This is a genomic window from Nostoc sp. KVJ3 (genome assembly GCF_026127265.1).
GTDB lineage: Bacteria > Cyanobacteriota > Cyanobacteriia > Cyanobacteriales > Nostocaceae > Nostoc.
This window is the reverse complement of record NZ_WWFG01000001.1, coordinates 3,844,051-3,869,553: the sequence shown is the minus strand read 5'-3', so window position 1 is coordinate 3,869,553 and position 25,503 is coordinate 3,844,051. Positions and strand designations below refer to the sequence as shown.

General features: G+C 40.7%; 28 protein-coding genes, 1 other RNA gene and 3 pseudogenes. 24 read left to right on the top strand and 8 right to left on the bottom strand.

Going from position 1 to position 25,503, the window contains the following annotated elements; all coding sequences use genetic code 11:
* The first annotated feature begins 151 nt into the window (after positions 1-151).
* Positions 152-643, top strand: coding sequence for a translation initiation factor IF-3 (gene infC / locus GTQ43_RS15565; RefSeq protein ID WP_265273781.1), 492 nt, complete (start codon positions 152-154; stop codon positions 641-643).
* 179 nt (positions 644-822) lie between these two features.
* On the opposite strand, the gene GTQ43_RS15560 is transcribed toward infC, so the two are convergent.
* Positions 823-1,440 (bottom strand): TetR/AcrR family transcriptional regulator, encoded by a 618-nt coding sequence (locus tag GTQ43_RS15560; RefSeq protein WP_265273490.1) that lies wholly within the window; start codon positions 1,438-1,440, stop codon positions 823-825.
* Positions 1,441-1,676: 236 nt separating this feature from the next.
* Here GTQ43_RS15560 and GTQ43_RS15555 point away from each other — a divergent pair, with 236 nt between their 5' ends.
* The 4 genes from GTQ43_RS15555 (at position 1,677) to GTQ43_RS15540 (ending at position 5,669) form a co-directional block, all read left to right on the top strand.
* Positions 1,677-2,984 carry an HlyD family efflux transporter periplasmic adaptor subunit gene (locus tag GTQ43_RS15555; protein ID WP_265273489.1) on the top strand — a complete coding sequence of 436 codons (1,308 nt, stop codon included), beginning with the start codon at positions 1,677-1,679 and terminating at the stop codon, positions 2,982-2,984.
* Positions 2,985-3,047: 63 nt separating this feature from the next.
* Positions 3,048-4,223: an ABC transporter permease DevC gene (gene devC / locus GTQ43_RS15550; RefSeq protein WP_265273488.1), complete on the top strand. Its 1,176-nt coding sequence runs from the start codon at positions 3,048-3,050 to the stop codon at positions 4,221-4,223.
* A gap of 58 nt (positions 4,224-4,281) precedes the next feature.
* Positions 4,282-4,980 (top strand): DevA family ABC transporter ATP-binding protein, encoded by a 699-nt coding sequence (locus GTQ43_RS15545; RefSeq protein ID WP_265273487.1) that lies wholly within the window; start codon positions 4,282-4,284, stop codon positions 4,978-4,980.
* Positions 4,981-5,138: 158 nt separating this feature from the next.
* A complete protein-coding gene (locus tag GTQ43_RS15540) occupies positions 5,139-5,669 on the top strand; it encodes a hypothetical protein (protein WP_265273486.1) in 531 nt (176 codons plus the stop codon).
* Here GTQ43_RS15540 and GTQ43_RS15535 read toward each other — a convergent pair whose 3' ends face one another.
* Positions 5,670-6,434: a 2-phosphosulfolactate phosphatase gene (locus tag GTQ43_RS15535; protein WP_265273485.1), complete on the bottom strand. Its 765-nt coding sequence runs from the start codon at positions 6,432-6,434 to the stop codon at positions 5,670-5,672.
* A gap of 101 nt (positions 6,435-6,535) precedes the next feature.
* On the opposite strand from GTQ43_RS15535, the gene GTQ43_RS15530 reads away from it, so the two are divergent.
* From GTQ43_RS15530 to GTQ43_RS15515, 4 genes are all read left to right on the top strand, one after another.
* Positions 6,536-6,877 carry a hypothetical protein gene (locus GTQ43_RS15530; RefSeq protein ID WP_265273484.1) on the top strand — a complete coding sequence of 114 codons (342 nt, stop codon included), beginning with the start codon at positions 6,536-6,538 and terminating at the stop codon, positions 6,875-6,877.
* 5 nt (positions 6,878-6,882) lie between these two features.
* Positions 6,883-7,311, top strand: coding sequence for a type II toxin-antitoxin system VapC family toxin (locus GTQ43_RS15525; RefSeq protein ID WP_265273483.1), 429 nt, complete (start codon positions 6,883-6,885; stop codon positions 7,309-7,311).
* Positions 7,312-7,376: 65 nt separating this feature from the next.
* Complete coding sequence (locus GTQ43_RS15520) at positions 7,377-7,727, top strand: type II toxin-antitoxin system HicB family antitoxin (RefSeq protein WP_265273482.1); 351 nt, start codon at positions 7,377-7,379, stop codon at positions 7,725-7,727.
* A gap of 8 nt (positions 7,728-7,735) precedes the next feature.
* Positions 7,736-8,179 (top strand): type II toxin-antitoxin system VapC family toxin, encoded by a 444-nt coding sequence (locus GTQ43_RS15515; RefSeq protein WP_265273480.1) that lies wholly within the window; start codon positions 7,736-7,738, stop codon positions 8,177-8,179.
* Positions 8,180-8,249: 70 nt separating this feature from the next.
* On the opposite strand, the gene GTQ43_RS15510 is transcribed toward GTQ43_RS15515, so the two are convergent.
* Entirely contained in the window at positions 8,250-8,693 is a 444-nt protein-coding gene (locus tag GTQ43_RS15510) for an Imm30 family immunity protein (RefSeq protein ID WP_265273479.1), read from the bottom strand.
* Positions 8,690-8,980, bottom strand: a complete 291-nt coding sequence (locus GTQ43_RS15505) for a hypothetical protein (RefSeq protein WP_265273478.1) — start codon at positions 8,978-8,980, stop codon at positions 8,690-8,692. Before GTQ43_RS15505 ends, GTQ43_RS15510 begins: the two co-directional genes overlap by 4 nt.
* Positions 8,981-9,159: 179 nt before the next feature.
* Here GTQ43_RS15505 and GTQ43_RS15500 point away from each other — a divergent pair, with 179 nt between their 5' ends.
* Positions 9,160-9,306, top strand: coding sequence for a hypothetical protein (locus tag GTQ43_RS15500; protein WP_265273477.1), 147 nt, complete (start codon positions 9,160-9,162; stop codon positions 9,304-9,306).
* 22 nt (positions 9,307-9,328) lie between these two features.
* Here the strand turns inward: GTQ43_RS15500 and GTQ43_RS15495 are convergent, their stop codons facing one another.
* On the bottom strand, positions 9,329-9,637 hold the full coding sequence (locus tag GTQ43_RS15495; RefSeq protein ID WP_265273476.1) for a barstar family protein: 309 nt from the start codon (positions 9,635-9,637) through the stop codon (positions 9,329-9,331).
* Positions 9,638-9,673: 36 nt separating this feature from the next.
* Positions 9,674-10,231: pseudogene (locus GTQ43_RS15490) on the bottom strand (WD40 repeat domain-containing protein); the annotation flags it as partial.
* 1 nt (position 10,232) lies between these two features.
* Between GTQ43_RS15490 and GTQ43_RS15485 the strand changes: the two are divergent.
* The 10 genes and pseudogenes from GTQ43_RS15485 to GTQ43_RS15440 form a co-directional block, all read left to right on the top strand.
* Positions 10,233-10,364, top strand: a pseudogene (locus tag GTQ43_RS15485) (element excision factor XisI family protein); the annotation flags it as partial.
* Positions 10,365-10,436: 72 nt separating this feature from the next.
* The gene (locus GTQ43_RS15480; RefSeq protein WP_265273475.1) at positions 10,437-11,624 is read left to right on the top strand and encodes a class I SAM-dependent methyltransferase; all 1,188 of its coding nucleotides are present in this window, start codon (positions 10,437-10,439) and stop codon (positions 11,622-11,624) included.
* Between the two features lie 493 nt (positions 11,625-12,117).
* Complete coding sequence (locus GTQ43_RS15475; protein ID WP_265273474.1) at positions 12,118-12,600, top strand: ATP synthase subunit I; 483 nt, start codon at positions 12,118-12,120, stop codon at positions 12,598-12,600.
* Between the two features lie 60 nt (positions 12,601-12,660).
* A complete protein-coding gene (gene atpB / locus GTQ43_RS15470) occupies positions 12,661-13,422 on the top strand; it encodes a F0F1 ATP synthase subunit A (protein ID WP_265273473.1) in 762 nt (253 codons plus the stop codon).
* Between the two features lie 151 nt (positions 13,423-13,573).
* The gene (gene atpE / locus GTQ43_RS15465) at positions 13,574-13,819 is read left to right on the top strand and encodes an ATP synthase F0 subunit C (RefSeq protein WP_013192016.1); all 246 of its coding nucleotides are present in this window, start codon (positions 13,574-13,576) and stop codon (positions 13,817-13,819) included.
* A 296-nt stretch (positions 13,820-14,115) separates the two neighbouring features.
* On the top strand, positions 14,116-14,547 hold the full coding sequence (locus tag GTQ43_RS15460) for a F0F1 ATP synthase subunit B' (protein ID WP_185585924.1): 432 nt from the start codon (positions 14,116-14,118) through the stop codon (positions 14,545-14,547).
* A 168-nt stretch (positions 14,548-14,715) separates the two neighbouring features.
* Positions 14,716-15,288, top strand: a complete 573-nt coding sequence (locus GTQ43_RS15455; protein ID WP_265273469.1) for a F0F1 ATP synthase subunit B — start codon at positions 14,716-14,718, stop codon at positions 15,286-15,288.
* Positions 15,285-15,839, top strand: coding sequence for an ATP synthase F1 subunit delta (atpH, locus tag GTQ43_RS15450; RefSeq protein ID WP_265273468.1), 555 nt, complete (start codon positions 15,285-15,287; stop codon positions 15,837-15,839). Before GTQ43_RS15455 ends, atpH begins: the two co-directional genes overlap by 4 nt.
* Before the next feature lie 211 nt (positions 15,840-16,050).
* Positions 16,051-17,565: a F0F1 ATP synthase subunit alpha gene (atpA, locus tag GTQ43_RS15445; RefSeq protein WP_265273467.1), complete on the top strand. Its 1,515-nt coding sequence runs from the start codon at positions 16,051-16,053 to the stop codon at positions 17,563-17,565.
* 96 nt (positions 17,566-17,661) lie between these two features.
* Positions 17,662-18,609 (top strand): F0F1 ATP synthase subunit gamma, encoded by a 948-nt coding sequence (locus GTQ43_RS15440; RefSeq protein ID WP_265273466.1) that lies wholly within the window; start codon positions 17,662-17,664, stop codon positions 18,607-18,609.
* A 236-nt stretch (positions 18,610-18,845) separates the two neighbouring features.
* On the opposite strand, the pseudogene GTQ43_RS15435 reads toward GTQ43_RS15440, so the two are convergent.
* Positions 18,846-19,250 (bottom strand): annotated as a pseudogene (locus tag GTQ43_RS15435) (Uma2 family endonuclease); the annotation flags it as partial.
* Positions 19,251-19,526: 276 nt separating this feature from the next.
* On the opposite strand from GTQ43_RS15435, the gene GTQ43_RS15430 reads away from it, so the two are divergent.
* Complete coding sequence (locus GTQ43_RS15430) at positions 19,527-20,894, top strand: IS4 family transposase (RefSeq protein ID WP_265273465.1); 1,368 nt, start codon at positions 19,527-19,529, stop codon at positions 20,892-20,894.
* Positions 20,895-20,916: 22 nt separating this feature from the next.
* Here the strand turns inward: GTQ43_RS15430 and GTQ43_RS15425 are convergent, their stop codons facing one another.
* Positions 20,917-21,108 carry a hypothetical protein gene (locus tag GTQ43_RS15425; protein ID WP_321162483.1) on the bottom strand — a complete coding sequence of 64 codons (192 nt, stop codon included), beginning with the start codon at positions 21,106-21,108 and terminating at the stop codon, positions 20,917-20,919.
* Between the two features lie 93 nt (positions 21,109-21,201).
* On the opposite strand from GTQ43_RS15425, the gene ssrA reads away from it, so the two are divergent.
* The 3 genes from ssrA to GTQ43_RS15410 all read left to right on the top strand — a co-directional run bounded on the left by ssrA (position 21,202) and on the right by GTQ43_RS15410 (position 25,458).
* Positions 21,202-21,591: a transfer-messenger RNA gene (gene ssrA / locus GTQ43_RS15420) on the top strand.
* Between the two features lie 748 nt (positions 21,592-22,339).
* The gene (locus GTQ43_RS15415; RefSeq protein ID WP_265273464.1) at positions 22,340-24,049 is read left to right on the top strand and encodes a cytochrome b5-like heme/steroid binding domain-containing protein; all 1,710 of its coding nucleotides are present in this window, start codon (positions 22,340-22,342) and stop codon (positions 24,047-24,049) included.
* An 89-nt stretch (positions 24,050-24,138) separates the two neighbouring features.
* Positions 24,139-25,458: a type III polyketide synthase gene (locus tag GTQ43_RS15410; protein WP_265273463.1), complete on the top strand. Its 1,320-nt coding sequence runs from the start codon at positions 24,139-24,141 to the stop codon at positions 25,456-25,458.
* Positions 25,459-25,503 lie beyond the last annotated feature (45 nt).

Genomic DNA, 25,503 nt, shown 5'->3' with positions numbered 1-25,503 from the left:
GCAATAGCGCAAAGACTGAAGAGCGAGTGCCGCAATTCCATATCCTAACAGATTGTAGTGCATTGTGTCGTTAAAGTTGCTCTGATTCAGTGTTGTGTTAAATTAGCATTACTTGGACAGTTCTAAAGTGTTGAACAATTAGGAGACATTCATTATCGCAATCCAAAAGCAACTGATTAATTCACAAATCAAGTCACCTCATGTCTTCTTGATTGACCATGAGAATAATAATCGTGGTCTGATCGACACCAATGAGGCGCTACAGTTAGCCGAGAGCTTAGAGCTTGACTTGGTTGTAGTATCCCAAGGCAAAGAAGCTCCGATCGCCAAAATTCTCAATTATGGCAAGCTTCAATATCAAAAGAAAAAACGTCAGAGCCAGAGTGCTAGACCCACGGTAAAGGAAGTTCGGTTCGGTCTAAACGTGGGTATCGCTGATTACAATTTGCGCATTGAAAAAGCAGTTGGATGGTTGAGTAAAGGCGATTCGGTGAAGTTTGCCATTCGTTTACGAGGCAGAGAACATCAATATCGCGACCAAGCTGGAGAACTGCTAGATAGAATTGCAAACGATCTTAGTAAAGTAGGTAAAATCCAGTCACTGGATAAACGCTCATTAATTGTTCAAGTCATTCCTGCCTAGTTAATCTTGCGATCGCTGGAGGATGTACTTGTGCCAGCTGTTGATACTCCCACGGCTATGAAAACTAGCAATAGCTATGTTTTTACATCAAACCGTGGGATTTTGGCTCAACGGCAAAGAACAAAAAAAGCTGCATATAGTCAACAGCACTCTATAAGTTAACAATGGGACATAGCCAATCAATCGGCGCATTTAGTGATTAGCTGTGTCAACGCATCAATCAGGCGATCGCTTTCCATTGGTATAATGTCCCTCCCATGCATCACATCTTGAGTAACATGAAAATTAACTAATGTACCTAAAAAAATCCTCGCTACTGCCTCTGAGTCACTAATATTCAGTTCAGGGTGAGCAGCAAAGTATTGATTGAGCGTTTCCAACATTGGTTTAATCATCGCCCGAACACAAATCTGAGTTAATTCAGGAAAACGACCAGATTCCCCAATTAACACTCGCATAAATGCAGAGTGTTCCTGGTCGTTATTCATTTGTTCTAATAATTTAGTTCCTAATTGGCGCAGGACGATTTTTGGTTCTCCCTCCATAGGTTCCGCACCAAAGAGAGAGTTAAATTTCTCATGTGCCAAGGACTCTATTAGGACTTTAAAAAGTCCTTCTTTATCTTGAAAGTGGCTGTAGACTGTCGCTTTAGAAACACCAGCTGCTACTGCTACCCGATCCATACTTGTACCAGAATAGCCATTTTGCAAGAATTCCTGCATTGCCCCTTGCAGAATTTGCTCCACTTTATCAACGGAATGATCTCGATCAACTTCGTCAGTTTTAATGCGTACCATTTATTAATCATCCTCTCTTAATAAACAATTTTAATAGATACTGCCCAATACCCTACGCCATTAATCTCAGATGTAATTAAAAGGGGAATGGGCATTGGGTATTGGGAAGTTTTAGTTGATAACGCTCTAAATTTAGAATTTTCACTTTGTCCTATTGACTAAACTACTCGGTTTAGTTTAGCATATATTGAACTGAACAGTTTAGTATAAGTTGCTAATGGTAAAAGGTGAACAGTATGGTGCAGAACTGGAAATTAGAGGATTTAAAGTCTTCCCAAAATCTTTTGCGATCGCCGATTACACTAGCAATACTGACATCTTTGCTAATAGGTGGAGCTAGTGTTTATACGGTGCTAAAGTTTCAGGCTACAGCGAATGAAAAGCCAGAAGCACCCGTAGCTGTTCAACCAGCGATCAAAACAGTCACAGCATTGGGACGTTTAGAACCAAATGGAGAAGTCATAAAACTGTCTGCAACTTCTTCCACTGAGGGAAGTCTACTTCAGAAGCTATTGGTGAAAGAAGGCGATCGCGTTAAGGGTGGACAGGTAATTGCAATTATGGATAGTCGCGATCGCTTGCAAGCAAGTTTAGTTGAAGCCCAAAAACAAGTCCAAGTTGCCAAATCCAACGTTGACAAGGTAAAAGCCGGAGCGAAACAGGGAGAAATTGCAGCAAAACTTGCTGCTGTCAGCCGTCTGCAAGTCGAACTAGAAGGAAATATCAAAACTCAGCAAGCCACAATCGATCGCCTAGAAGCGGACTTGCAAGGACAACGAGAAAGCTTACAAGCAACAGTGAATCGTGTCGCCGCCGAAAAGCGGAACGCCCAAGTAGATGTGCAACGCTATGACGCTTTATACAAAGAAGGGGCAATTTCTAGTCAAGAAGCCGATCAAAAACGCTTGAGTGCCGAAACTTCCACTCAGCAGGTAATCGAAAACCAAGCTAATAAAACAAGAACTGTCGCTACTTTAGAACAGCAAATTAAAGAAGCCAAAGCTAACCGCAACCAAACTCTCGCTAGCTTACAACAGCAAATTAAGGAAGCCAAAGCTACTTTGAATCAAACGGCTGAAATCCGTCCTACAGATATAGCCAACGCCCAAGCAGAGGTAGATAGCGCTCAAGCGACTGTAGAAAAAATTAGAGCGCAACTCGATCAAGCTTATGTCCGCGCACCCGAAGCCGGACAAATTCTGAAGATTAATACACGAGCCGGGGAAACCGTTTCTAATGACGGAATTGTAGAACTAGGTCGAACCGACCAGATGTATGCAGTTGCAGAAGTTTACCAAAGTGATATTAACAAAGTGCGATCGGGGCAACAGGTGAAGCTAATCAGCGATTCCCTACCTGGAGAATTACAGGGAACCGTCGATTGGATGGGGATGCAGGTACAGCGACAAAATCTTGTCAACAGCGATCCTTCTAGCAATATCGATGCCAGAGTAGTGGAAGTCCATGTGCGACTAGATGAGGCTTCTAGCGCCAAAGCTGCCAAGTTTACCAATCTGCAAGTAAAGGCAGTGATTGAATTGTAAATTGGGCATCGAACAATAGTTATTCTTTCCATACTTCTTCCCCACTCCCCACTCCCCACTCCTATGATTGGATTTATTCAACAACTGCGACAGCGAACCCCTCTAGGATGGCTGCAACTGAGTCATGAAAAAAGCCGCCTGTTGGTGGCATTGGGAGGCATTGCTTTCGCTGATATCCTCATGTTCATGCAGCTAGGGTTTCAGAATGCCTTGTTTGAAAGTAATACTAAGCTCCCTAACAGTATCCAAGCTGACATTATCCTAATTAGTCCTCAAGGACGTAACGTGTTAAATATATCCACTTTTACACGACGGCGGCTATATCAGGCAATGGATGTACAGGGGGTGAAGTCAGCAGAACCAATGTATATCAACTTTATCGATTGGAAGAATCCGAAAACACGCCAAAAGACATCTGTACTAGTTATTGGGGTCAATCCTGAAAAGCCAGCGTTAAATTTACCAGATGTCAACAAGCAGATAGATATTGTAAAGCTACCAGATACCATCCTCTTCGATCGCGCCTCTAGAGGAGATTATAAAGAAGCGATCGCCCAAATTGAACAAGGAAAACCTGTTACGACTGAAATTGATCGTCGGACAGTTACCATTAGCGGCTTATTTTCAATCGGGGCTTCCTTTGGGGCTGATGGGAACCTAATTACCAGCGACCAGAATTTCTTGCGGCTATTTCCCGGACGACAAGCAAGTAGTGTCAGTATTGGTTTGGTTCAACTCGAACCAGGCTATGATTCAAAACAGGTGAAAACAGCTTTAGAATCTCATTTAGATAATGATGTTAAAGTGTTGACCAAAGCCGAATTTATCGAATTTGAAACAGATTATTGGAAAAAAAATACAGCCATCGGGTTTATCTTCAGCCTGGGCGTAGCAATGGGGTTTATGGTAGGCGTGATTATCGTCTATCAAGTTCTTTCTACAGATGTGAATTCTCATATCAAAGAATACGCCACCTTCAAAGCAATGGGGTATAACAATCTCTACTTATTAGGCGTGGTGTTTGAAGAGGCGATCATTTTGGCAATCTTGGGCTTTATCCCCGGAGCGATCGCACCTTTAGGACTTTACCATCTAACTCGTAATGCCACCAATTTACCCCTTTATATGACCGTAGCGCGAGCCACCACAGTGCTAATACTAACCATGATTATGTGTATGATTTCTGGTGCGATCGCAACTCGGAAATTACAGTCCGCCGACCCCGCAGATATGTTTTAAAAATGGGAATTGGGCATTAGGATAATCGACAATTCTCAATCTAAAATCTAAAATTACTATGTCTCCCGTCATTTCTGTTAAAAATCTCGACCATTATTTTGGTCATGGTCAACTTCGCAAGCAAGTTCTCTTTGATATCAACCTAGATATTAACGCTGGTGAAATTATTATTATGACTGGGCCTTCTGGTTCTGGTAAAACTACACTTCTCACCTTATCAGGTGGCTTACGTTCTGCCCAATCTGGCAGCTTGCAAATATTGGGACAAGAACTTTGTGGTGCTAATACAGCACAACTTACCCAGGTGCGACGTAATAACGGTTATATTTTCCAAGCGCACAACTTGCACGGTAGTCTGACAGCACTCCAGAACGTCAGAATGGGCTTGGAAGTGCATAATAATATTTCACCGGCGGAAATGAAAATCCGAGCAACCCAAATGTTAGAGGAGGTAGGATTAGGAGAACGCCTCAATTATTATCCTGATGATTTATCTGGGGGACAAAAACAAAGAGTTGCGATCGCTCGTGCATTGGTCGGTCATCCTAAAATTGTCTTAGCAGATGAACCTACCGCCGCCCTTGACAGTAAATCGGGACGAGATGTGGTCAACCTGATGCAAAAACTAGCTAAAGAACAGAGTTGTACCATTCTCTTAGTTACTCATGATAACCGCATTTTAGATATTGCCGATCGCATCGTTTACATGGAAGATGGCAAGTTAGTAAATGACCGTGCTGTTGTTACAGCCAGTTAGGATAGTTGTTTTTGATCAAAACAGCCGATAGCCCAGAGTTAGCGAGTCTGCAAACCTTTGAATAAATCTCAGTGGACAGTAGTGATTAGTCGATGTTAAGTTGTTTTTGCTACTAAGAAGCAAACTTTAGTTAGTGGCATACTTAACAGGAAAATACTATGCACAAAAGTTCTAAATTTAAGTATTTATTCAATGCTAGTCTGTCTGCGATCGCAATTATTTTAGCTGTCACTCCTGCAAATGCGCTTCCAGAACAAAACATCAACACTGTTGTTAAGTGGGCAAAGACTAGACCTCAATTACCAACTCTGAAATACAACAGCGAAGCCCACGGCTACGAGGGTACAAAGGGAAATTTATACTTTTATGCTGATGTCACTTCTGAAAATGGGACAGTGAATAAAGAAGGCATAACTGTTAGTGGTGATAAACGCCTCAAATTCACCACAAAAAATGCTAATTCAGTGAAACTGTTACAAAATATTTATAATTCTAATATTGGCAATGATTTCCAGAAGTCTCGATATGTCACCAAAGTTGGACGTGACCAATTTTATCGCGGACAAAAGTTTGCTTACATCGCTGCTGAGGTGCAAGGTGGCTCATCATTGCAGATAATTCCCTTGAATAAGTTGCAAGAGTTTATAAAAAATGCCAAATTTTGCCAAACTAATCAATGCGACGTTTAATTAAGCCTGTGGCGTGTAATTTACATAAGCATTATCAGTAAAGAAAGGCACGCAATCACTAACGTTATAAGCGGCTGACAGTTCAACGTCTGACTCAAAACCTTTTTCAATCAACTCTTTACCAGAACTGCATTTTTTCAAGTACCCCAGTAAATCGTGTTGGAAAGCTTGAAATGTTGTGACAGCAACTTCAGCTTCTGGTGATAGACTGCCATGTAAATAACTGAGAATTGCCCCAGCACCAATTAAATCTTCAAATGCAGGACGTAGGCTACCATCTTCTTTCCACCTCTCACCGGCAGGAATCACAGCGATTTTATCACCATACTTTTGAGCAAACTCCGCCACAGCTTGGCAATTTCGCAAGCAACCAGCCAAAGTTGGTATATTCCCAGTATGTAAGGTCAGAAAAGAGCCATTAGGTGATGGTAAAACTAATCTAGTTCCAGCAGGAATCTGAAGCACCGATTTTGGCGAGAGAGAATATCCATTTATTGTCCAATGTTGTCTATGACTTGCCAATTCTGCTCGCACTGATTTGGCATAATCTATGACAGATTCATCTCTGATTGCGTAGGGAAAAATTATCGCCCCGTTGTTGGTGGCAATTTCCACACAGCTAGAAAAAGAGAGAACGTCAACTATCACAACTACATCACTGGTGGGAGCAAGTTGAGCAACTCCTTGTAGACCCCACTCACAGCGTAAATCAAACTCTGATTGATTGTAAATCATTGGTGCGATCGCAAAAGACAATATGATCAAAATCAAACCACAAATTAAGCAAATTAGTGATCTTAATTTGTCTCAAGGCTAAATTGACCTAAATGTTATAATTAATATCAAATTTGAAAGATCAAAATATTATGAATTTAGCTGTAAAAAGTACCTCTATAACAACTGCACCCAAGTTAACTTATGATGTGCTGATTGAAAATCAACAAGATGGCGAAGTTAGTGCGACAGTACTAGGCTTACCAGATTTTAAAGCCTCTGGTGTAACTAAAGAAGAAGCGCTAGAGAAACTAATTCAACTTTTACAAGAGCGAGAACCAGAAATAGTGACTTTGGAAATTGAACCTCCCCAAACCGAACATCCTTGGATGAAATTTGCGGGAATGCACAAAGATAACCCTCTTTTTGCCGAGGTGTTGGAATATATAGAAGCTGAACGGAGTCAAATTGACTTGGAGAATGAGACAAAGTAAGTATTATGTGGATATTAGATACAGATCATCTGTCATTATTTCAAAATAGTCATCCACTAGTCACACAACGCATAAGACAGCAGAATACTGAAAATTTAGCTATAACAGTGATTACATTCGAGGAGAAAGTTAAAGGATGGCTGAATGTTATCAATAAATATAACAATCAAGCTTCTAAATATGACAAATTAATATGGGGATACAAGGGCTTATGGGATGAAATAGAATATTTCAAAAATATGAAGTTACTTGAATTTGATACTAAAGCTTGTAATATTTATGCTGAGTTAGTTAAGCAAAAAATTCGCGTTGGTACTCAAGATTTACGCATTGCGGCAATTACGTTGTCGGTGAATGGGATTTTAGTAACCCGCCACCGGAAAGATTTTGAGAAAGTTCCTAATTTGCGTTTAGAAGATTGGACTATATCTTAATTTGTTTCAAGGCTAAATTGACCTAGATGTTATAATCAATATAAAACTTGGAATATAAAAATATTATGAATATAGCTGTAAAAACTACCTCTCAGACAACTGCACCAAAGTTAAATTATGATGTGATGATTGAAAATCAAGCAGATGGTACAGTTAAAGCAACATTGCTAGGTTTACCAGACTGTCAAGGTTTAGGAAATACAGAAACGGAAGCGATAGAAAAACTTAGTCAAAGTTTACAAAATCGTTTAGAATCTGCCAAGATAGTCACTTTAGCAATTGAAGTACCCCAAGTAGTAGAAAACCCTTGGTTAAAAATAGCTGGTAAATATAAAGATGATTCGCAATTTGATCAAATGCTCGAATATATAGAAGAATATCGGCGTGAATTAGATGAAAGAAGGGAGTTAAGGTAAATTTAGATGTGAATAATTTAAGAATATTAGATACGGATCACCTATCTTTGATCCAAAGGGGTAATCCATCTATTAGAAAGCGATTAAATACATTAAATACATTTAATCCTCAAGATATTGCCATAACTATTGTGACGGCTACTGAACAAATACGGGGAAGAATAAATACTATTAATAGGGCTGATTCATCAGGTGAATTGGTCTTAGCTTATGCTAGATTACAAGATACATTAGATGATTTAAATAGTATTAAAGTCCTGGAATTTAGCGAAGATGCTGGCAACATTTACGCTGAATTAGTTAGGCAGAAAATTCGCGTTGGTACTCAAGATTTACGCATTGCTGCAATTACGCTGTCAGTGAATGGGATTTTAGTTACTCGCAACCGGAAGTATTTTGAGAAAGTTCCTAATTTGCGTTTAGAAGATTGGACTATATCTGAAAATTTATAACCTAAAAAACTGGGTTATCTAGTACTTCTCAGAATTTAATCTGAGTTTGAGCGCTAAAGTACTTTAATATTTATTTAGTTATACTGGATAAACTTTCTTTAGTTTTTAGTTTATTTACAATACTTTCTTCCAAGAGATGATAGAGAAAATGAGGTGTGCTCACATTAGCTGAGTGTAAAAGTTTTTGATAAACTTGGCAAGCTGAATCATCATTTAAAATCCTGTCATGAATAATTCTTGTCCATTCAGGTGCATCGATCATTAATTGGGGTACAACTTTAATAAAAGCCGCAATTTGTTCTTCTATATCAAAAGATTCGAGAAAATGAATTAAGCTGAACATCACTTCTGGCTGTTGACATTGATCATCTAAAATAAGATGATATGCAGATAAATTTTGCTCATCAGGATTATCAGCTATTTCAGCTAAAGCATTTTCAAAGTCTGTAACTTGCTGTTGAGTTTGCATCAAGCGATTTTTTCTTAAAATTGCCAATAGATTGTTTTGATTCATGGGTTTAAACCTACTTTATCAAAAATACCTTGCCAAGTTAGTCTATTCAGGTTAATTAAACCTTGCAAACTTTTCCTGATTTCTCTATTGTACAAACCTTGACGAAGATAAATAGAACGCACATCCCAAACTTCTTGGGCTAATGTTTCTTTTGCTGATAAGCTTAAATTAGGAGGTTTACCATAAGAAATTGTTTGCCGATGACGACCTCCTTTTCCTGGTGATAAATGTTCCATCATAATGGCAATTCCTTTATTTGTAATATAACCAGGAACTTTAGCTTTCATAAAAGCGTCCGCAGGTATATGATGAGGTGTAAGCTTATCGCCTCTACGTCCTAGTTTGAGTAAGTCCCCATAAGTACCTATACTGCCCTCTCTGGGAATAAGTTGACGTTGATTATTAATAATGTTTTACTCCATATTCGCTAGGATTTAACGAGTATGCCATCAATTGTTACGAAGACTTGATTCGTCAAAGAATCCGCATTGGCACACAAGATTTACGCATTGCGGCAATTACGCTGTCAGTGAATGGGATTTTAGCAACCCACAACCGCAAGTATTTTGAAAAAGTGCCTAATTTGCGTTTAGAAGATTGGACTATATCTTAATTTGTCTCAACGCTAAATTGACCTATTTGTTTATAGTTAAAAAAATCAGAGTTATATTATTATCTTGCCAGTATTCTTTGGCTGAATTGAAAATATCCAATGCTATTTGGTACTGTGTAGGTTCAGCTTGAGCAAATATATCAGCATGGTCATACAATATGACGTATCTCTCAGCCGGACACCATGTTAAATCGGTGATACATTCATCAAAGGCATCCCAATTAGCACCAAAGTATGTAGGAAATTGCATTGCTTCAGCAGCTTTACTTAAAAATGTTTCTTTGCTATTAATTTTTTTACCATCAATATAAAATACTTGATACATATCCATGATTGTCTATACCTGCTATTTTACGAAAATAAAAATTTATTTTTTATTAATGATGAAGATTAAAAATATTATCACTAGAAAACCAAATACTATTACCCAAAAGAAGCTAGAATTGAAAAAAGGAGTTAACAGAGGAGTTAAAAATACTCTAGCCAACACTGAAACAACAAGAATAATTTGGTTTGTAGTCGGATGTTTTTGAGATATAGTATTTTTACTTTTATTACTTGTACTGGTTGTTTTAGAAATAGAATTGACTGATATTGCTGATGAATTACCTGTAGTAGTAGATAATTTAATTTGCCATATCTTGATAGTCTTGTCCTCACTGCCACTAGCCAAGGTTTGACTATCGGGACTGAAGGCTACAGAACGAATACAGTTAGAATGACCAGGGAGGGTTTGCAGTAAGTTTCCTTTCCTTACATCCCACAGTTTGATAGTCTTGTTTGCACTCCCACTAACTAAGGTTTGACCATCAGGACTGAAGGCCACAGAATAAACCCAACTAGAATGACCAGAGAGGGTTTGCAGTAGGTTTCCCCTTCTCACATCCCATAGTTTGATAGTGCCGTCGCTACTCCCACTAGCCAATTGGATACAAAGAGATGGTACAGAAATCGGTATCGCTAATGAATTAATTACTGCTGGTGTACCTAAAAAAGATATTGTATTAGAATTTCACGCTCCTTATAAACGCGAATTTACTGACTTTGCTATTGGATAAGTAGCAGGAAATAAGCAATAGTAATCTTTGCCACTATCCGCTAAACTCAGAAATGCTGCGTTATTCCTGATCATGTCCGATTCCCAAACTGTTAGTGCTGCTGTTGCCAAACTCTACAATACCTACCCCTTTCCGCCAGAAGCCCTGTTGGATGAACCACCTCCGGGCTACAACTGGCGCTGGAATTGGCTAGCCGCTCATAACTTCTGCACAGGTCAAAAACCCCAAAGGCAAGATATTCGGATTTTAGATGCAGGTTGTGGTACTGGTGTGGGTACAGAGTACTTGGTTCACCTCAATCCTCAAGCTTCTGTTGTGGGAATTGACCTCAGTACTGGCGCTTTAGCTGTAGCAAAAGAACGTTGTCAGCGTTCAGGGGCTACCCGCGTGGAATTTCATCACCTCAGCTTGTTTGATGTGGAACAGTTACCGGGTGAGTTTGATTTAATTAACTGTGTTGGCGTTTTGCATCATACCCCCGATCCTATTCGCGGTATTCAAGCCTTGGCGAAGAAGTTAGCCCCAGGCGGCTTGATGCACATTTTTGTGTATGGAGAATTGGGACGCTGGGAAATTCAACTCATGCAAAAAGCGATCGCACTTCTGCAAGGTGACAAAAAAGGCGACTACCGCGATGGTGTCCAAGTCGGACGACAAATATTTGCTTCACTACCAGAAAATAACCGAATTGTCAAATCCGAAAAACAACGCTGGTCATTAGAAAACCACAAGGATGAGCATTTTGCTGATATGTACGTTCATCCCCAGGAAATTGACTACAACATTGAGACACTGTTTGAATTAATTGATGCTTCGGGATTGGAGTTTATTGGTTTCTCGAATCCGAGTTTCTGGGATTTGGAGAGGCTTTTGGGGAAAGCACCGGAGTTAGTAGAACGGGCAAAAGGATTAAGCGCTCGCCAGCTTTATCGTCTGATAGAATTACTAGATCCAGAAGTAACTCATTACGAATTTTTCCTCGGTCGTCCTCCCTTAGTTAAAGCCGACTGGTCAGACGATAAGGCTTTATTGGCAGCCATTCCCGAACTTAATCCTTGTATTGAAGGATTTCCCAGTCAATGTTTCTTTAATTACAATTACCAAATTGTTAATTTATCTGTAGAAGAGTTTGAATTTATGCAAAAGTGTGATGCGAATTCTACAGTTGCAGAGATTTTGACAGGTGGACAACTGGGATTAGATGAAGTAAGAAAACTTCTTCAGCAGCAGTTGATTTTATTGACACCTGCTTCATTTTAGACTTGACTTTGATCCTGTTTACTTTTTTACTCAGCACTATTTTGGCGAGGAGCGATCGCTCATCACCATTTTTGGTAAATTAATGTAAATTAGGAAAGTGACCAACAAACAGGTATTCTACATCCCAAAAGTTGGAGTTTTCTGAAATTTAGCAGTGGTGCGCTGCTTAATGACAAACCGCTACTCTCCGATTTCTGATTTGCGGTAAGCCTATACACTCCTCAAGCACCAGTTGATTTTATTGACACCCAATTAATTCAAACACCAAGATGCTATACAACGACTTTGGAGGAAAATAATCAACTTAAAAAAGCTGGAATTGGAAGAAATTTGGAATTTTCAGGCGATTATTCACCCGCACAGTCTCTTAGATCATCAGCCGCTCTCTCGCTTCTGAAAGCGCGATTTATACTGACTGTCTAACGTTGCCAAGAAGTTAATTGTTTTTTCCTAAAGTATTGTTACCGCATCGTGATATGATTCAGCTGACTGAATGTGCAGTCATCATAATTTAACTGTACTGGTTTCAAGTCTCGTGAGCTTGTCAGACGAATCAATTGCGCCCACTCCGACAACGCAACAAGATGCTAAAACTGGTTCTGGAGATACAGAATCAGGTAACTCTATGCAAGAGTTTTATCAACTCTTCCAGCGATTGTTGGTAATCACGCTTGTCTTGACGGGGGTTATTTTTATCTCTGTGTGGATTTTTTATTCCTTAAACATTGCCCTAAATTATTTAATTGGGGCGTGTACAGGTGTGGTTTACTTAAAAATGTTGGCTAGAGACGTTGAGCAACTTGGTAGTGAGAAAACCAATTTGAGCAAAACTCGTTTTGCTCTATTTATGGGAGTCATGATCGTAGCAACTCAATGGCGTGAACTACAGATTTTGCCCATATTTTTGGGATTTCTAACTTACAAAGCCACGCTTCTCGTCTATATGGTGCAAATTGCGTTCCTTCCTGATTCTTAAAAAGTCAGGCTCACAAAGATAGTAATCCCATCCTCGCTTGTTGGGGAAAATGCTTGAAGAATGCAAATGCTTAGTCTCTTAAACGCCCTTAATTCTTTTCCCCTCGCCGAATTAGAAGTAGGTCATCATTTCTACTGGCAATTGGGCAATCTTAAAATTCATGGGCAAGTTTTCCTCACCTCTTGGTTTGTGATTAGCATTTTAGTAGTGGCCTCAATAGCTGCTACTCGCAACGCACAAAGAATTCCCCAGGGCATCCAGAATTTGATGGAATACGCCCTAGAATTTATTCGTGATTTGGCCAAAAACCAACTTGGTGAGAAAGAGTACCGCCCTTGGGTGCCATTTATTGGCACATTGTTCTTGTTTATTTTCGTATCGAACTGGTCAGGGGCGTTAATTCCCTGGAAGCTTATCAAGCTACCTTCGGGTGAATTGGCTGCTCCCACCAATGACATCAATACGACTGTTGCATTGGCACTGCTAACTTCCTTGGCGTACTTTTACGCAGGTTTTAGCAAGCGGGGTTTAGGCTACTTTAAGAAATATATAGAGCCAACACCCATTTTGTTGCCGATCGCAATTCTAGAAGATTTCACCAAACCCCTCTCCCTAAGCTTCCGGCTATTTGGTAATATTTTGGCGGATGAATTGGTAGTTGCGGTATTGGTGCTGCTAGTTCCTCTATTTGTACCTCTGCCTGTAATGGCCTTGGGTTTATTTACCAGTGCCATTCAAGCCCTGGTTTTTGCCACCCTAGCCGGAGCATACATTCATGAGGCAATGGAGGGGCATGGTGGAGAAGAACATGAGGAGCATTAAACTTCTCAGTTGATAGCACAGTCAAGAAGAGCATATTCGCTCAAAACATCGCAAAGCGCGATTTCAAAGAAGCGAGTGCAGCGTGAAAACCACGTTTCTAATCGTTAACGTAATGTCTGTTAGTTTTGTAATCAAAGCAAGGAAAATCAACATGGATCCATTAGTTCAGGCTGCTTCAGTTCTCGCTGCTGCTTTAGCGATTGGTTTAGCTGCAATTGGCCCTGGTATCGGTCAAGGTAACGCTGCTGGACAAGCAGTAGAAGGTATTGCTCGTCAACCTGAAGCAGAAGGAAAAATTCGCGGTACTCTGCTATTAACCTTGGCATTCATGGAATCTTTGACTATCTATGGTCTAGTAATTGCCTTGGTATTGCTCTTTGCTAACCCCTTCGCATAAGACCTGAAAATTTTTGTGAGTGTGGAGACGTGAATCATCACGCCTCTGCAATCAAACAAAATATTTGGGAAACTTAGTCGTTTTGATGTAATGGATTACCAATTTTAGATTTTGGATTTTGGACGATCAAGAGTTTTCGGTACATGCCCATGAGCTATCCCTCCTCTAAAAATCTAAAATCGCAAATCTAAAATCCAAAATCCCTTGACCCTTGTTGGCTATGGGTCTCTAAAATATGAAAGGTTGGATGACGTTGCTAGCCATGAAAACTGCTACTCCAGCCAAAGAGGAGACAAATGTTTGATTTCGATGCTACCTTGCCCTTCATGGCATTGCAATTCCTGCTATTAGCAGCTTTGTTGAATGCAATTTTCTATAAGCCACTGACCAAGGTACTAGACGATCGCGATAATTATATCCGAACGAATACCCTTGAGGCGCGGGAGAGCTTGGCTAAAGCCGAGCGCTTGGCTACAGAATATGAACAGCAACTCGCAGACGCTCGCAGACAATCGCAAGCTACTGTAGAAGCCGCTCAACTTGAAGCTAAGAAAATTACTGCCGAGAAAATTGCTGAAGCTCAAAAAGAAGCTCAGTCTCAACGAGAACAAGCTTCTGTTGAAATAGAACAACAAAAGCAAGAAGCTTTTCGTACCTTAGAGCAACAAGTTGATGCTCTAAGCAGACAGATTCTAGAAAAACTATTGGGGCCAACTCCAGTTAGATAAACTAACTAGACTGGTTCCGTGAAAGCATACGCGCAACTGGGCCCCTAGTCCAGAGCGCAAAATTTAAGTGTCAAAAACAGGCACTTTTTCCCTTCTGGGAAAAGATACTTAAATTTCCTTCCCTTGGGAAAAATACAACGTATTAGCAAGCGAGCAGCGCACTTGTAAATGGGTATCATGGGGACATTCTTATTACTTGCCGCAGAAGCGAACGCTGTTCACTCTGAATTGGCAGAAGGCGCAGCAGAAGGTGGTTTCGGTCTAAACCTAGACATTTTTGAAACCAATCTGATCAATCTAGCGATTCTGATTGGCATACTATTCTACTTCGGACGTAAGGTTTTAAGCAATATCCTGAACGAGCGACAATCCAATATTGCCACCGCCATTCAGGAAGCAGAAGGGCGCTTAAAAGAGGCAAAGACAGCCCTTTCCCAAGCGCAAGAGCAGTTGAAGCAATCTCAAGCTGAAGCAGAACGTATTCGCCAATCGGCTGTAGAAAACGCTCAAAAAGCGAAAGAAGGCTTGTTAGCGAAAGCAGCGCAAGACGTAGAACGCTTGAAACAAACGGCAGCAGCAGATTTAAACACTGAAACTGATCGAGCGATCGCTCAACTACGGCAACGAGTTGCTACACTAGCATTGCAAAAAGTCGAATCGCAACTCAAAGGCGGGATTGCCGACGATGCTCAACAAGGTTTAATTGATCGCAGCATCGCACAACTGGGAGGCAATGTATGACAAGTCAAGTAGCATCAGCCGAAGTAGCCCAACCTTACGCACAGGCACTTTTGTCAATAGCGCAATCAAAAAATTTGACAGAAGTGTTCGGGGAAGATGCGCGGACTTTCCTGGGATTGCTCAGGGCAGACAAACAGCTACACAACTTCTTCGGCAACCCGTTTATTCAGTCTGAGAACAAAAAAGCTCTCATCAAACAAATACTCGGTGAAGGCTCTAACCCCTACTTACGCAACTTTTTGTTGGTGCTAGTAGACAAACGCCGCATTGCCTTCTTGGAATCGATTTTTGAACAATATCTGGCGCTGTTGCGGCAGCTGAATCAAACCGTATTAGCGGAAGTAATTTCAGCCGTTCCCCTCACAGAAGCTCAACAGCAAGCAATCACAGAAAAAGTGATTGCCATCAGTAATGCTCGCCAGGTAGAACTAGAAACCAAGGTAGACAGTGAGTTAATTGGTGGCGTGATCATTAAAGTAGGTTCGCAGGTAATTGATGCCAGTATTCGCGGTCAACTGCGCCGCCTTTCATTGCGCTTAACCAGTAGTTAACAAGTTAGGAGTTAGGAGTTAGAAGATAGGAGTTAGAAGTTAGGAGTTAGGAGTTAAGAGTTAAGTAAACAATAATTTATTTTGACTTTTAACTTGCAACTTTTGCATTTTTAACTCATCACTCATGACTCTTAATTCATCACTCCTAACTCTTAACTCATCACTCCTAACTCTTTAAATTTTCCGTCTCGAAAGCAAACAAGATAGACACATGAGCATATCAATTAGACCTGACGAAATTAGTAGCATTATCCAACAACAAATCGAGCAATACGATCAAGAGGTCAAAGTTGCTAATGTTGGTACCGTTCTCCAAGTTGGTGACGGTATTGCCCGGATTTATGGTCTGGAAAAGGCTATGTCTGGGGAACTCTTAGAATTTGAAGATGGCACAATTGGCATCGCCCAGAACTTAGAAGAAGACAACGTGGGCGCGGTTCTCATGGGTGAAGGGTTGGAAATTCAAGAAGGTAGTTCTGTAACCGCTACTGGTAAAATTGCCCAAGTACCCGTAGGAGAAGCCTTAATTGGACGAGTTGTAAACGCTTTGGGTCTTCCCATCGATGGTAAAGGAGACATCAAATCCTCCGAAAGCCGTTTGATTGAATCTCCAGCACCCGGTATCATTGCTCGTCGATCTGTACACGAACCCATGCAAACGGGTATCACAGCTATTGACTCAATGATTCCCATCGGTCGCGGTCAACGGGAATTGATTATTGGCGATCGCCAAACCGGTAAAACTGCGATCGCCATTGACACCATCATCAACCAAAAATCAGAAGATGTAGTTTGTGTCTACGTTGCCATCGGTCAAAAGGCTTCCACCGTCGCTAACGTGGTGCAGACATTGCAAGAAAAAGGCGCGATGGATTACACCGTCGTTGTTTTTGCTAGTGCCAGTGAACCAGCCACTCTACAATACCTAGCTCCTTACACAGGCGCAACTATTGCCGAGTACTTTATGTACAAAGGCAAAGCTACCCTGGTAATTTACGACGATCTTTCCAAGCAAGCCCAAGCTTATCGCCAAATGTCCCTATTGCTACGTCGTCCACCAGGACGCGAAGCTTACCCTGGAGATGTATTCTACATCCACTCTCGTTTGCTAGAAAGAGCCGCAAAATTGAGTGACGAATTAGGTAAAGGCAGCATGACCGCCCTACCAATTATCGAAACCCAAGCTGGTGACGTTTCAGCATATATCCCCACCAACGTAATTTCCATTACCGATGGTCAGATATTCCTGTCCTCTGACTTGTTTAACGCTGGTATCCGTCCGGCTGTAAACCCTGGTATTTCAGTATCCCGCGTGGGATCTGCCGCTCAAACTAAGGCAATGAAAAAAGTTGCCGGTAAAATTAAATTGGAATTAGCCCAATTTGACGACTTGCAAGCCTTCGCGCAATTTGCTTCTGACTTAGATAAAGCCACTCAAGACCAGTTGGCACGGGGTCAACGGTTACGCGAACTCCTCAAGCAGCCACAAAATTCGCCACTTTCAGTATATGAACAAGTGGCAATTTTGTATGCAGGTATTAATGGTTATTTAGATGATGTACCTGTAGATAAAGTCACCACCTTTACCCAAGGTCTGCGGGAGTCCTTAAAGGCTGGTAAATATGCCCAAGGAGTACAAGCTTCTAAAGCATTAGGTGACGCAGAAGAAGCAGCCTTGAAGGAAGCGCTTACCGAATACAAGAAGACCTTCAAAGCTACAGCGTAATTAAAGTTAGAAGTGAAGAGTTAAGAGTTAAAAGTTAATGAAAGACTCCTAACTCTTAACTCCTAACTCCTAACTCCTAACTCAGAACTTAAAAATATGGCCAATCTAAAAGCAATACGCGATCGCATCCAGTCGGTCAAAAACACCAAAAAAATCACAGAAGCCATGCGTCTCGTAGCTGCGGCTAGAGTGCGTCGGGCGCAAGAACAAGTGCTAGCAACTCGCCCCTTTGCCGATCGCTTGGCACAAGTATTGTATGGTTTGCAAAGCCGTCTGCGCTTTGAAGAAGCAAACCTACCACTACTGAAAAAACGGCAAGTTAAGTCAGTCGGGCTGTTAGTAATTTCAGGCGATCGCGGTTTATGCGGCGGCTACAATAGTAACGTTATCCGTCGTGCAGAAAACCGCGCCAAAGAAATCAAGGCAGAAGGCTTAGACTATCAATTTGTCCTCGTCGGGCGCAAAGCTACACAGTACTTTCAACGCCGCAATCAGCCCATTGATGCTACCTACAGTGGTTTAGAGCAAATCCCCACCGCCGAGGAAGCCAATCAGATTGCTGACCAACTACTTTCCTTATTCCTTTCGGAAAAAGTTGACCGCATCGAATTAATCTATACCAGATTCCTTTCCTTGGTTAGTTCCCGTCCCGTAGTGCAAACCCTACTTCCTCTAGATACTCAAGGTCTAGAAGCAGCCGACGACGAAATCTTCCGCTTAACAACCCGTGGTGGTAAATTTGAAGTCGAACGGGAGAAAGTGACTAAGCAAGTCCGCCCGTTAGCTCCTGACATGATTTTTGAGCAAGACCCAGTACAGATTCTCGATTCTCTGTTACCTCTGTATCTGAGTAACCAGCTATTGCGGGCGCTACAAGAATCTGCCGCTAGTGAACTAGCAGCGCGGATGACAGCTATGAGTAATGCCAGTGAAAATGCCGGTGAACTGATAAACAGCCTCACCCTGTCTTACAACAAAGCCCGACAAGCGGCAATTACCCAAGAACTACTTGAGGTTGTGGGTGGTGCTGAAGCGTTGACTTAGGGACAAGTCAATTAGTAACTGTAATCAATAGCTAATTGCTGGTGAGTTTAAAACTAGCGATTAGCTATTTTTGATTTTGAGGATGTTTTAACAAAGGAGTGTGATACAGATCGTTATCGCTTTTGTGTCACCAATGAAGATATGCTACTTAGCAGGTGTGATTACACATTTTAGACATTCGGTGTAATCCTCTAAAAGGTGGAAAAGGATAAGCGATGATCTCTCTAAAGTCGCCTCTAACCTCGTGACACAAAAAGACGCGCTACTTCACAGGTAAAGTTAGGCAGCAATGGCGATGTAATTACATCATCTACAAGTAATGTCGTAACCAGTTTTAACTGAGCATTATCCCGTCGATAGACTTCAATTCTTTGAGTGATCCGATCGACAATCCAATACTCCTGGACTCCCTGAACCGAATACAATTTCAACTTAGCTAATCGATCGCGGTCTTCATTGGCTTTTCCTTTTGACAAAACTTCCACAACCAGTTCTGGCGCTCCCTGAAAATGCCCCGCTTCATCTTGAATTTGAGCCAACCGTTCATAACTTACCCATACCACATCAGGAGCTACATTATCAGAATCTGAAAAAATCAGTCCTGGCATAATGGAAGGTTCTCCTAAACCACTATCTATAGACGAATGGCACTAAGAAAAGCTCTAAGCTATGCGGGATAGGCACTACAGATTTTAAAGCTATTGAACAGTGAAAGTTCAGATAGGGAGCAATGCGATTGATCCTGTGGTACTGCGATGCGATCGCCACTGACTCATGGTGAGTACGCCATCGCTGTGCCTGACAAAGACAGTGGAGTTAGATGTACTGATTGTCCAAAAATTTTTTAGGTAGGAAAAGCTTACTCGTTCATGAAATACTTTCCTTGATACGAGCAAGCCAACATCATAAATACTACTGTGACACTACGAGTAGAAATCCTCAAGGATAAATTCAGCCAAAGTTTGGGACTACCTTTTAAAGAACTATTGCCAGAGTCTGTGATAAGCCTTGCAATTTCGGAGCTAAAAATTAAATATAAAAAGCGGTTATTTGACCCATTAATAACTTTATGGGCATTTTTATCACAAGTGCTGGATACTGATAAAACTTGTAATAATGCTGTGAGTAAAATAATTGCACATCTAGCTGGTGAAGAAGTAGAAGTCCCTTCAACAGATACCAGTGCTTACTGCCAAGCTAGGGCAAGGCTTCCAGAGAAGTTATTAGAAAAACTTTTCAATTTCTCGGCACAAAGCTTAGAACAGAAAGTAGCAACAGAATATTTATGGTGTGGTCGAAATGTCAAAGTAATAGATGGGTCAACTGTCTCGATGCCTGACACTGTAGAGAATCAAAAAGAATACCCTCAGCCCAGTAGCCAAAAGCCCGGATGTGGCTTTCCAATTGCCAAAATTGGTGTGATATTCAGTTTAATAACAGGAGCTACCGTTGCTTTGTGCATCGATGTTCTGAACACTCATGATATCAAATTAGCAAGAAAACTATACAGTTTTCTTAAACCAAATGATGTGCTTTTAGGGGATAGAGCGTTTTGCGCTTACGCTGATATGTTTGCTATTACTAAACTTGGTTGTGATGCAGTATTTCGTAAGCATCAATCTCGGACAACAACCATGCGAAAAGGGAAAATTGTTGGCGATTGCGACAAGCTTGTTACTTGGTATAAGCCTAAAAGATGCCCACAAGGATTGAGCTTGGATGAATTTTTAGCTCTACCTTCTGCCATAACTGTGCGAGAAATTTACTACTACATTGTTATTCCTGGTTTTCGCACTCAACAAGTCAGCTTAATTACTACTCTTTTAGATAAATCTTCTTATTCTACTCTCGAATTTGTTGGACTTTACGGTAAACGTTGGGATGTTGAATTGAATTTGAGGCATATAAAAACTACCTTGGGTATGGATATTCTCCGATGTAAAACACCTTCAATGATACGTAAAGAAATTCATGTGTATTTACTGGCTTATAATTTACTTCGGAGCTTAATGTGGTCGGCTGGGACTACTTACAATACTCCTCCAAATCGTTTATCGCTTCAAGGTACTCGACATCATTTACTGAATTTTATTCCTAAATTAGAAACTGCTCACTCTCAAAAACGTATCCGACTTTATCGTAGTTTGCTGAAAATTATTGTTCACAAGGTTGTCCCCGACCGTCCTGGACGCAGCGAACCACGAGTCACCAAACGCCGCCCCAAAGCTTACCCCAGATTGACCAAGCCCAGACATGAATTACGTCATCAATTGCAAACGGCTTAATTGATAAGGCTTTCCGCTTTTCTTAGTGCCATTCATCTATAGACCAAGTGTTTAGCACTGAAAAGATACATCCAATTACGTGCTGATGTTTATGGTGGGGTGATCGCGTCACAAACAATTCTCCATCGATAATCTCATAACGAATCCATTCGTTATCAGGTAATGCTGCAACATCTTGAATTGTCCAGCGAACTCTGTTTGTAGTCTGACTCATGAAAGTTTTGCCTGGGTAATAAGAGTTTAATATTTTTTTGTCATGCTGTAACACATATCCCTAACAGCAAACTATAATATATATATAGCGTATGGGTCCGTCACGGTTTCGACAGGTTGGCGAACGCTGCTCTGTGATTCAGGTCGAGAGTGAGTCTCCTCTCGGAAATCAAAGGCTCAAACAAAAAGTAAATGCGAATAACATCGTTAGCTTTGCTCGTAAGGATGCTCTAGTAGCTGCCTAAACACCTCTTATAGGTTCGAGCGTCTTTAGTTTGACTCCGTTAAGGACTGAAGACCAAACCCCAACGGATGCTCTAGCAAGCGTTCTCTGGTTGGCTTGCTAGCTAAGATTAAATCAGAGCATCCTACGTTCGGGATAATGAACGATTCCCGCCTTGAGGGTCAGAAAGGCTAAACCTGTGAATGAGCGGGGGGTCAATACCCAATTTGGACAGCAGTTCGACTCTGCTCGGATCCACTAAAGATAAGTAACAAGTCCACTTGACACTGTGATGTGTAAGTGGACTTTGTTTTATGGGAAACTCCCACGATAATTTTTTAGAATGCACAGTTAAAGCCTGACGACATCAGGTAGTCCCTGACATCCGATCTAATGTTATAGCGATCGCTTCTTTGTATGCAATACACTCAGCCCTCTCCTCTGTACTCCATGCAATTGAGAACCGCTATAGCATACTACTTAATATATTTAATACTCAAATTTAGATACGCTTACCCTGTGCATCATCATGTATGCAGGATTACAGGAAACTGCATTGTAATTCAATGGGTAATATTGCAAAAATACCAATTACAGATTCATCTCCCCTAGTTATACCCGATTAATTTCTAATGTTAAAAGCATCAAACAAATGCTGTTTTGCACAAATATGGATTGCAATTTATGGTCTGAAGTTGCAACGCGCACTTTCTACGCACATTTGTGCATCCTTGCTAGAAATGGCTATATATAAACGCACAAACTTCGCGTTGTAAATCGCTTTTCTTGGTAAATAAATCTATTTCTACAAAAGTCCATTTGACCCTACTGAGTTCCCAGGGTTAAATAAGAGCTTGCTTGCATCTCGGCTAGATGCCTACATAAGGTTACATTTTTCTCAAGTTTAGATTTGATACATCAAATGATAAAAAACTGCACTCACGCTTCATAAAAAAGGTGTTATGAGCAGCATCAGCACGTTCAAAAATATTTAGGAGGATCGGATATTATGAATGCAATTGTACAGGCTTTTAAGCACATACAAATCTTCCGAAATAGGGAGAAAGATCAAAAGCTTTCCGAACTTGTTCTCGCTCACGATACAAGCATTGCTGAAGATATTAGCCGTGTCAAGACCCCGGAAAAACCACAATTACCTCCTGATGAAATTGTCAAAGTGCCTCCGGCTATGATGTTCAATGTTAACACTCAGGAGAAACCACAACTACCTCCTGATGAAATTGATAAAGCACCTCCAGCTATGATGCCGAATGCTAACAATCAGGAAAAGCCACAACATCCTCCTGGTGAAATTGGCAAAGAGCCTCCACCTAATTTGCCTAATATATGGATTTACGACGGAGAAGTATACGATCTATCTGACTTTATCAAGCGGCATCCAGGCGGTGAGTTCTTCATTGGACGGATGAAAAATAGAGATATCACGACATTGGTTAATATTTTTCACCCTAATCCCGAAAAGTCTAAGAGAGTCCTCAAGAAATATGCTTTGGGGCGAAAAGCCAGACCTGAAGACGTTCATCCTAAATACAATGCTCCACCATTCTTGTTTCGTGAAGGTTTTGATGGCTGGAGAGATACACCGAAGTTTAACTTCCAAAACCCAGAGCAACTACTGAATCAGATCAAAGTAAGGATAAACAATCCAGAAATGAAAAAAAAGATTGCTCAAATGGACTTCATTTTTGATGTAGTAACAATCATTTTGTTCATTGTCTATATCCTTGTGCAAGTGCTGCGCTTAAATTTCATGCAGTTCATGCCAATTTATCTCTTTGTTCCACTCATGGTGGCTCTTAGAATTTCCCTCACAGGTGCGGGTCATTATCTAATTCACCGCGCACAAGTTCGCTTCAATAAAGTATTCGCACATATTTTTGATATCAGCTATGTTCCAATGGCTTTTGTAGTAACTGATGGTCACACTTTAATGCATCATCCATTTACTCAGAGCCAAGTTGATATTAAGAGAAACGTTTTTACAGCCATGCTGGAACTTCCTCGTTACTATCGAATTCCGGTTCATACTGTACATAAATTAGGTCACATTATCACTGGGATGTTCGTTCGATTGATTGAGATATGTATATTGGCAGTAAAGTTTGGTGTAAAAGATATGTATGGTTCTTGGCAACGAGGGTTTCCCCATTATGTAGGAACCTTTTCTATGCGAGTAATTCTTGTTGGTGAGTTAATTTTGTTTTGGATGAATGGTGATTTAGGAGCTTGGCTTGCACAATTTGTTCTTACTCTCTGGATCAGTACCTTCATGATTGTTGCTAGTCATGATTTTGAAGAAGAAGAAGTCGATCCTTCAGAAGACTGGGCAGTATCCCAAATTAAAAACTCCCATGATTTAACTATGGTTGGCAACAAGTATATTGACTGTTTTCTATCAGCAGGTCTTAGTCCACATCGCGTACACCATGTACTTCCCTACCAAAAAAGTGGTTTTGCCAATATTATCAGCGAAGATATTGTCCGAGAAGAGGCAGAGAAGTTTAACGTTGTCTGGTTACAACCCAAAAACTTCTTCTTTGACCGGATGCCAATCTTGGTAAAACATTACTTATTAGGGCCATCAAGAACGGCAAAAGAAAACAACTTTGGACTGTTAAAAGAACATTTTCATCCACAAGCATTAATGACATCGGCGAAATATGTTATTCAAGGTTTTCTTGGTATTGGTTCCATCTAATTAAAAAACATAGTTGCTCTTCAGAGCAACTGTGTTGTTAGATTCCAGAAATTGATCACAAATGCAAATAGGAAAAAGAGAAAAACTGTATGAATACTAAAACTACCCTAATAGCAGACAGCAAAACAGATAGTTTATCTGTTGTTCAGCCAACCAAAATTAAAACTCAATATAATCCGTCTGAACTTGGTATGACTAAGTTAAAGCAGTTTTTACCGATTATTGAGAGCATAGCAACTGGTACGCCCGACAACATCGTTCAGCAATCTGACGCGGCTGAATTAGTTGCAAATATTCCCAGCTTGGAGCAAAATCGATGCCGAATCGATAAGCTATATAAAAATACTCGAATTGATAAAAGACACTTAGCCATCAACTTATTATCTGATAAAGCGATCGCTCACAGGCACAGTCAGACCATTCAATCTCGGATGCAGATGTATCAAGAGTTTGCTGTTCCTTTAGCTGAACGGGTTGCTAGAAAAGCCCTCTTAACGGCTTCTGAAAATATAGAGACTAACAATCATTTATATACCAATACCAATACGAATATCAAAGATCGCATCCGCCTCATTGTTTTCGTATCGAGTACAGGCTTCATAGCGCCAGGAATAGACACAGAATTGATTAAAAGCCTTGGACTCAGGCGAGACACAGCTAGAGTAACAGTGAATTTTATGGGTTGTGCAGCCGCAATGAATGGACTGCGTGTTGCTAGCGATCATGTCCGAGCTAATCCAACACACAAAGTTCTTTTAGTATGCCTTGAACTCAGTTCAATCAATGCAGTGTTTGAAGATGAAATGAATGATGTTATTATTCATAGCATTTTTGGCGATGGATGTGCCGCAGTAGTTATCGGAGCTTGTCAAGCAGAGCAAGCAATCGGTCAAGGTAAAGTTGTTATTAGAGATCACCTAAGTTACCTGGTTGAAAATACCGAAGATGGCATCGTTCTTGGCATTCGGGATAACGGGATTACTTGTCAGCTTTCACGTCAGTTACCTGACTATATTAAGACTGGTGTTAATCCAATAATCGAACGTTTTTTAGCAAGCCATGAACTTACTAAAGAGAGTATCGATCTTTGGGCTGTTCATCCTGGTGGCACACGCATTATTAAGAACGCACAAGATTCTTTGGGACTCAGTGATAGTCAAGTTGCTGATAGTTGGGAGATTCTTCGTCAGTATGGCAATATGCTTAGTCCCTCAGTTCTATTTGTTATGGAACGGATGCTGTTTAGCAGTGAAAATAATGCTTCTGCTGCTGACAAAGAACGCGTAGGGTTAGACAAGCAACATAACGATCGCCAAGATTCCACTGAACAGATGAAAGCATTAACAGGAATTGCTTTTTCATTTTCGCCAGGAATTGGAGTAGAAGGAATTCTATTTCAAAAAGTTTAAAAGAACCATCTTGATATTATCAACACCACAGTTTTGAGCAATCTG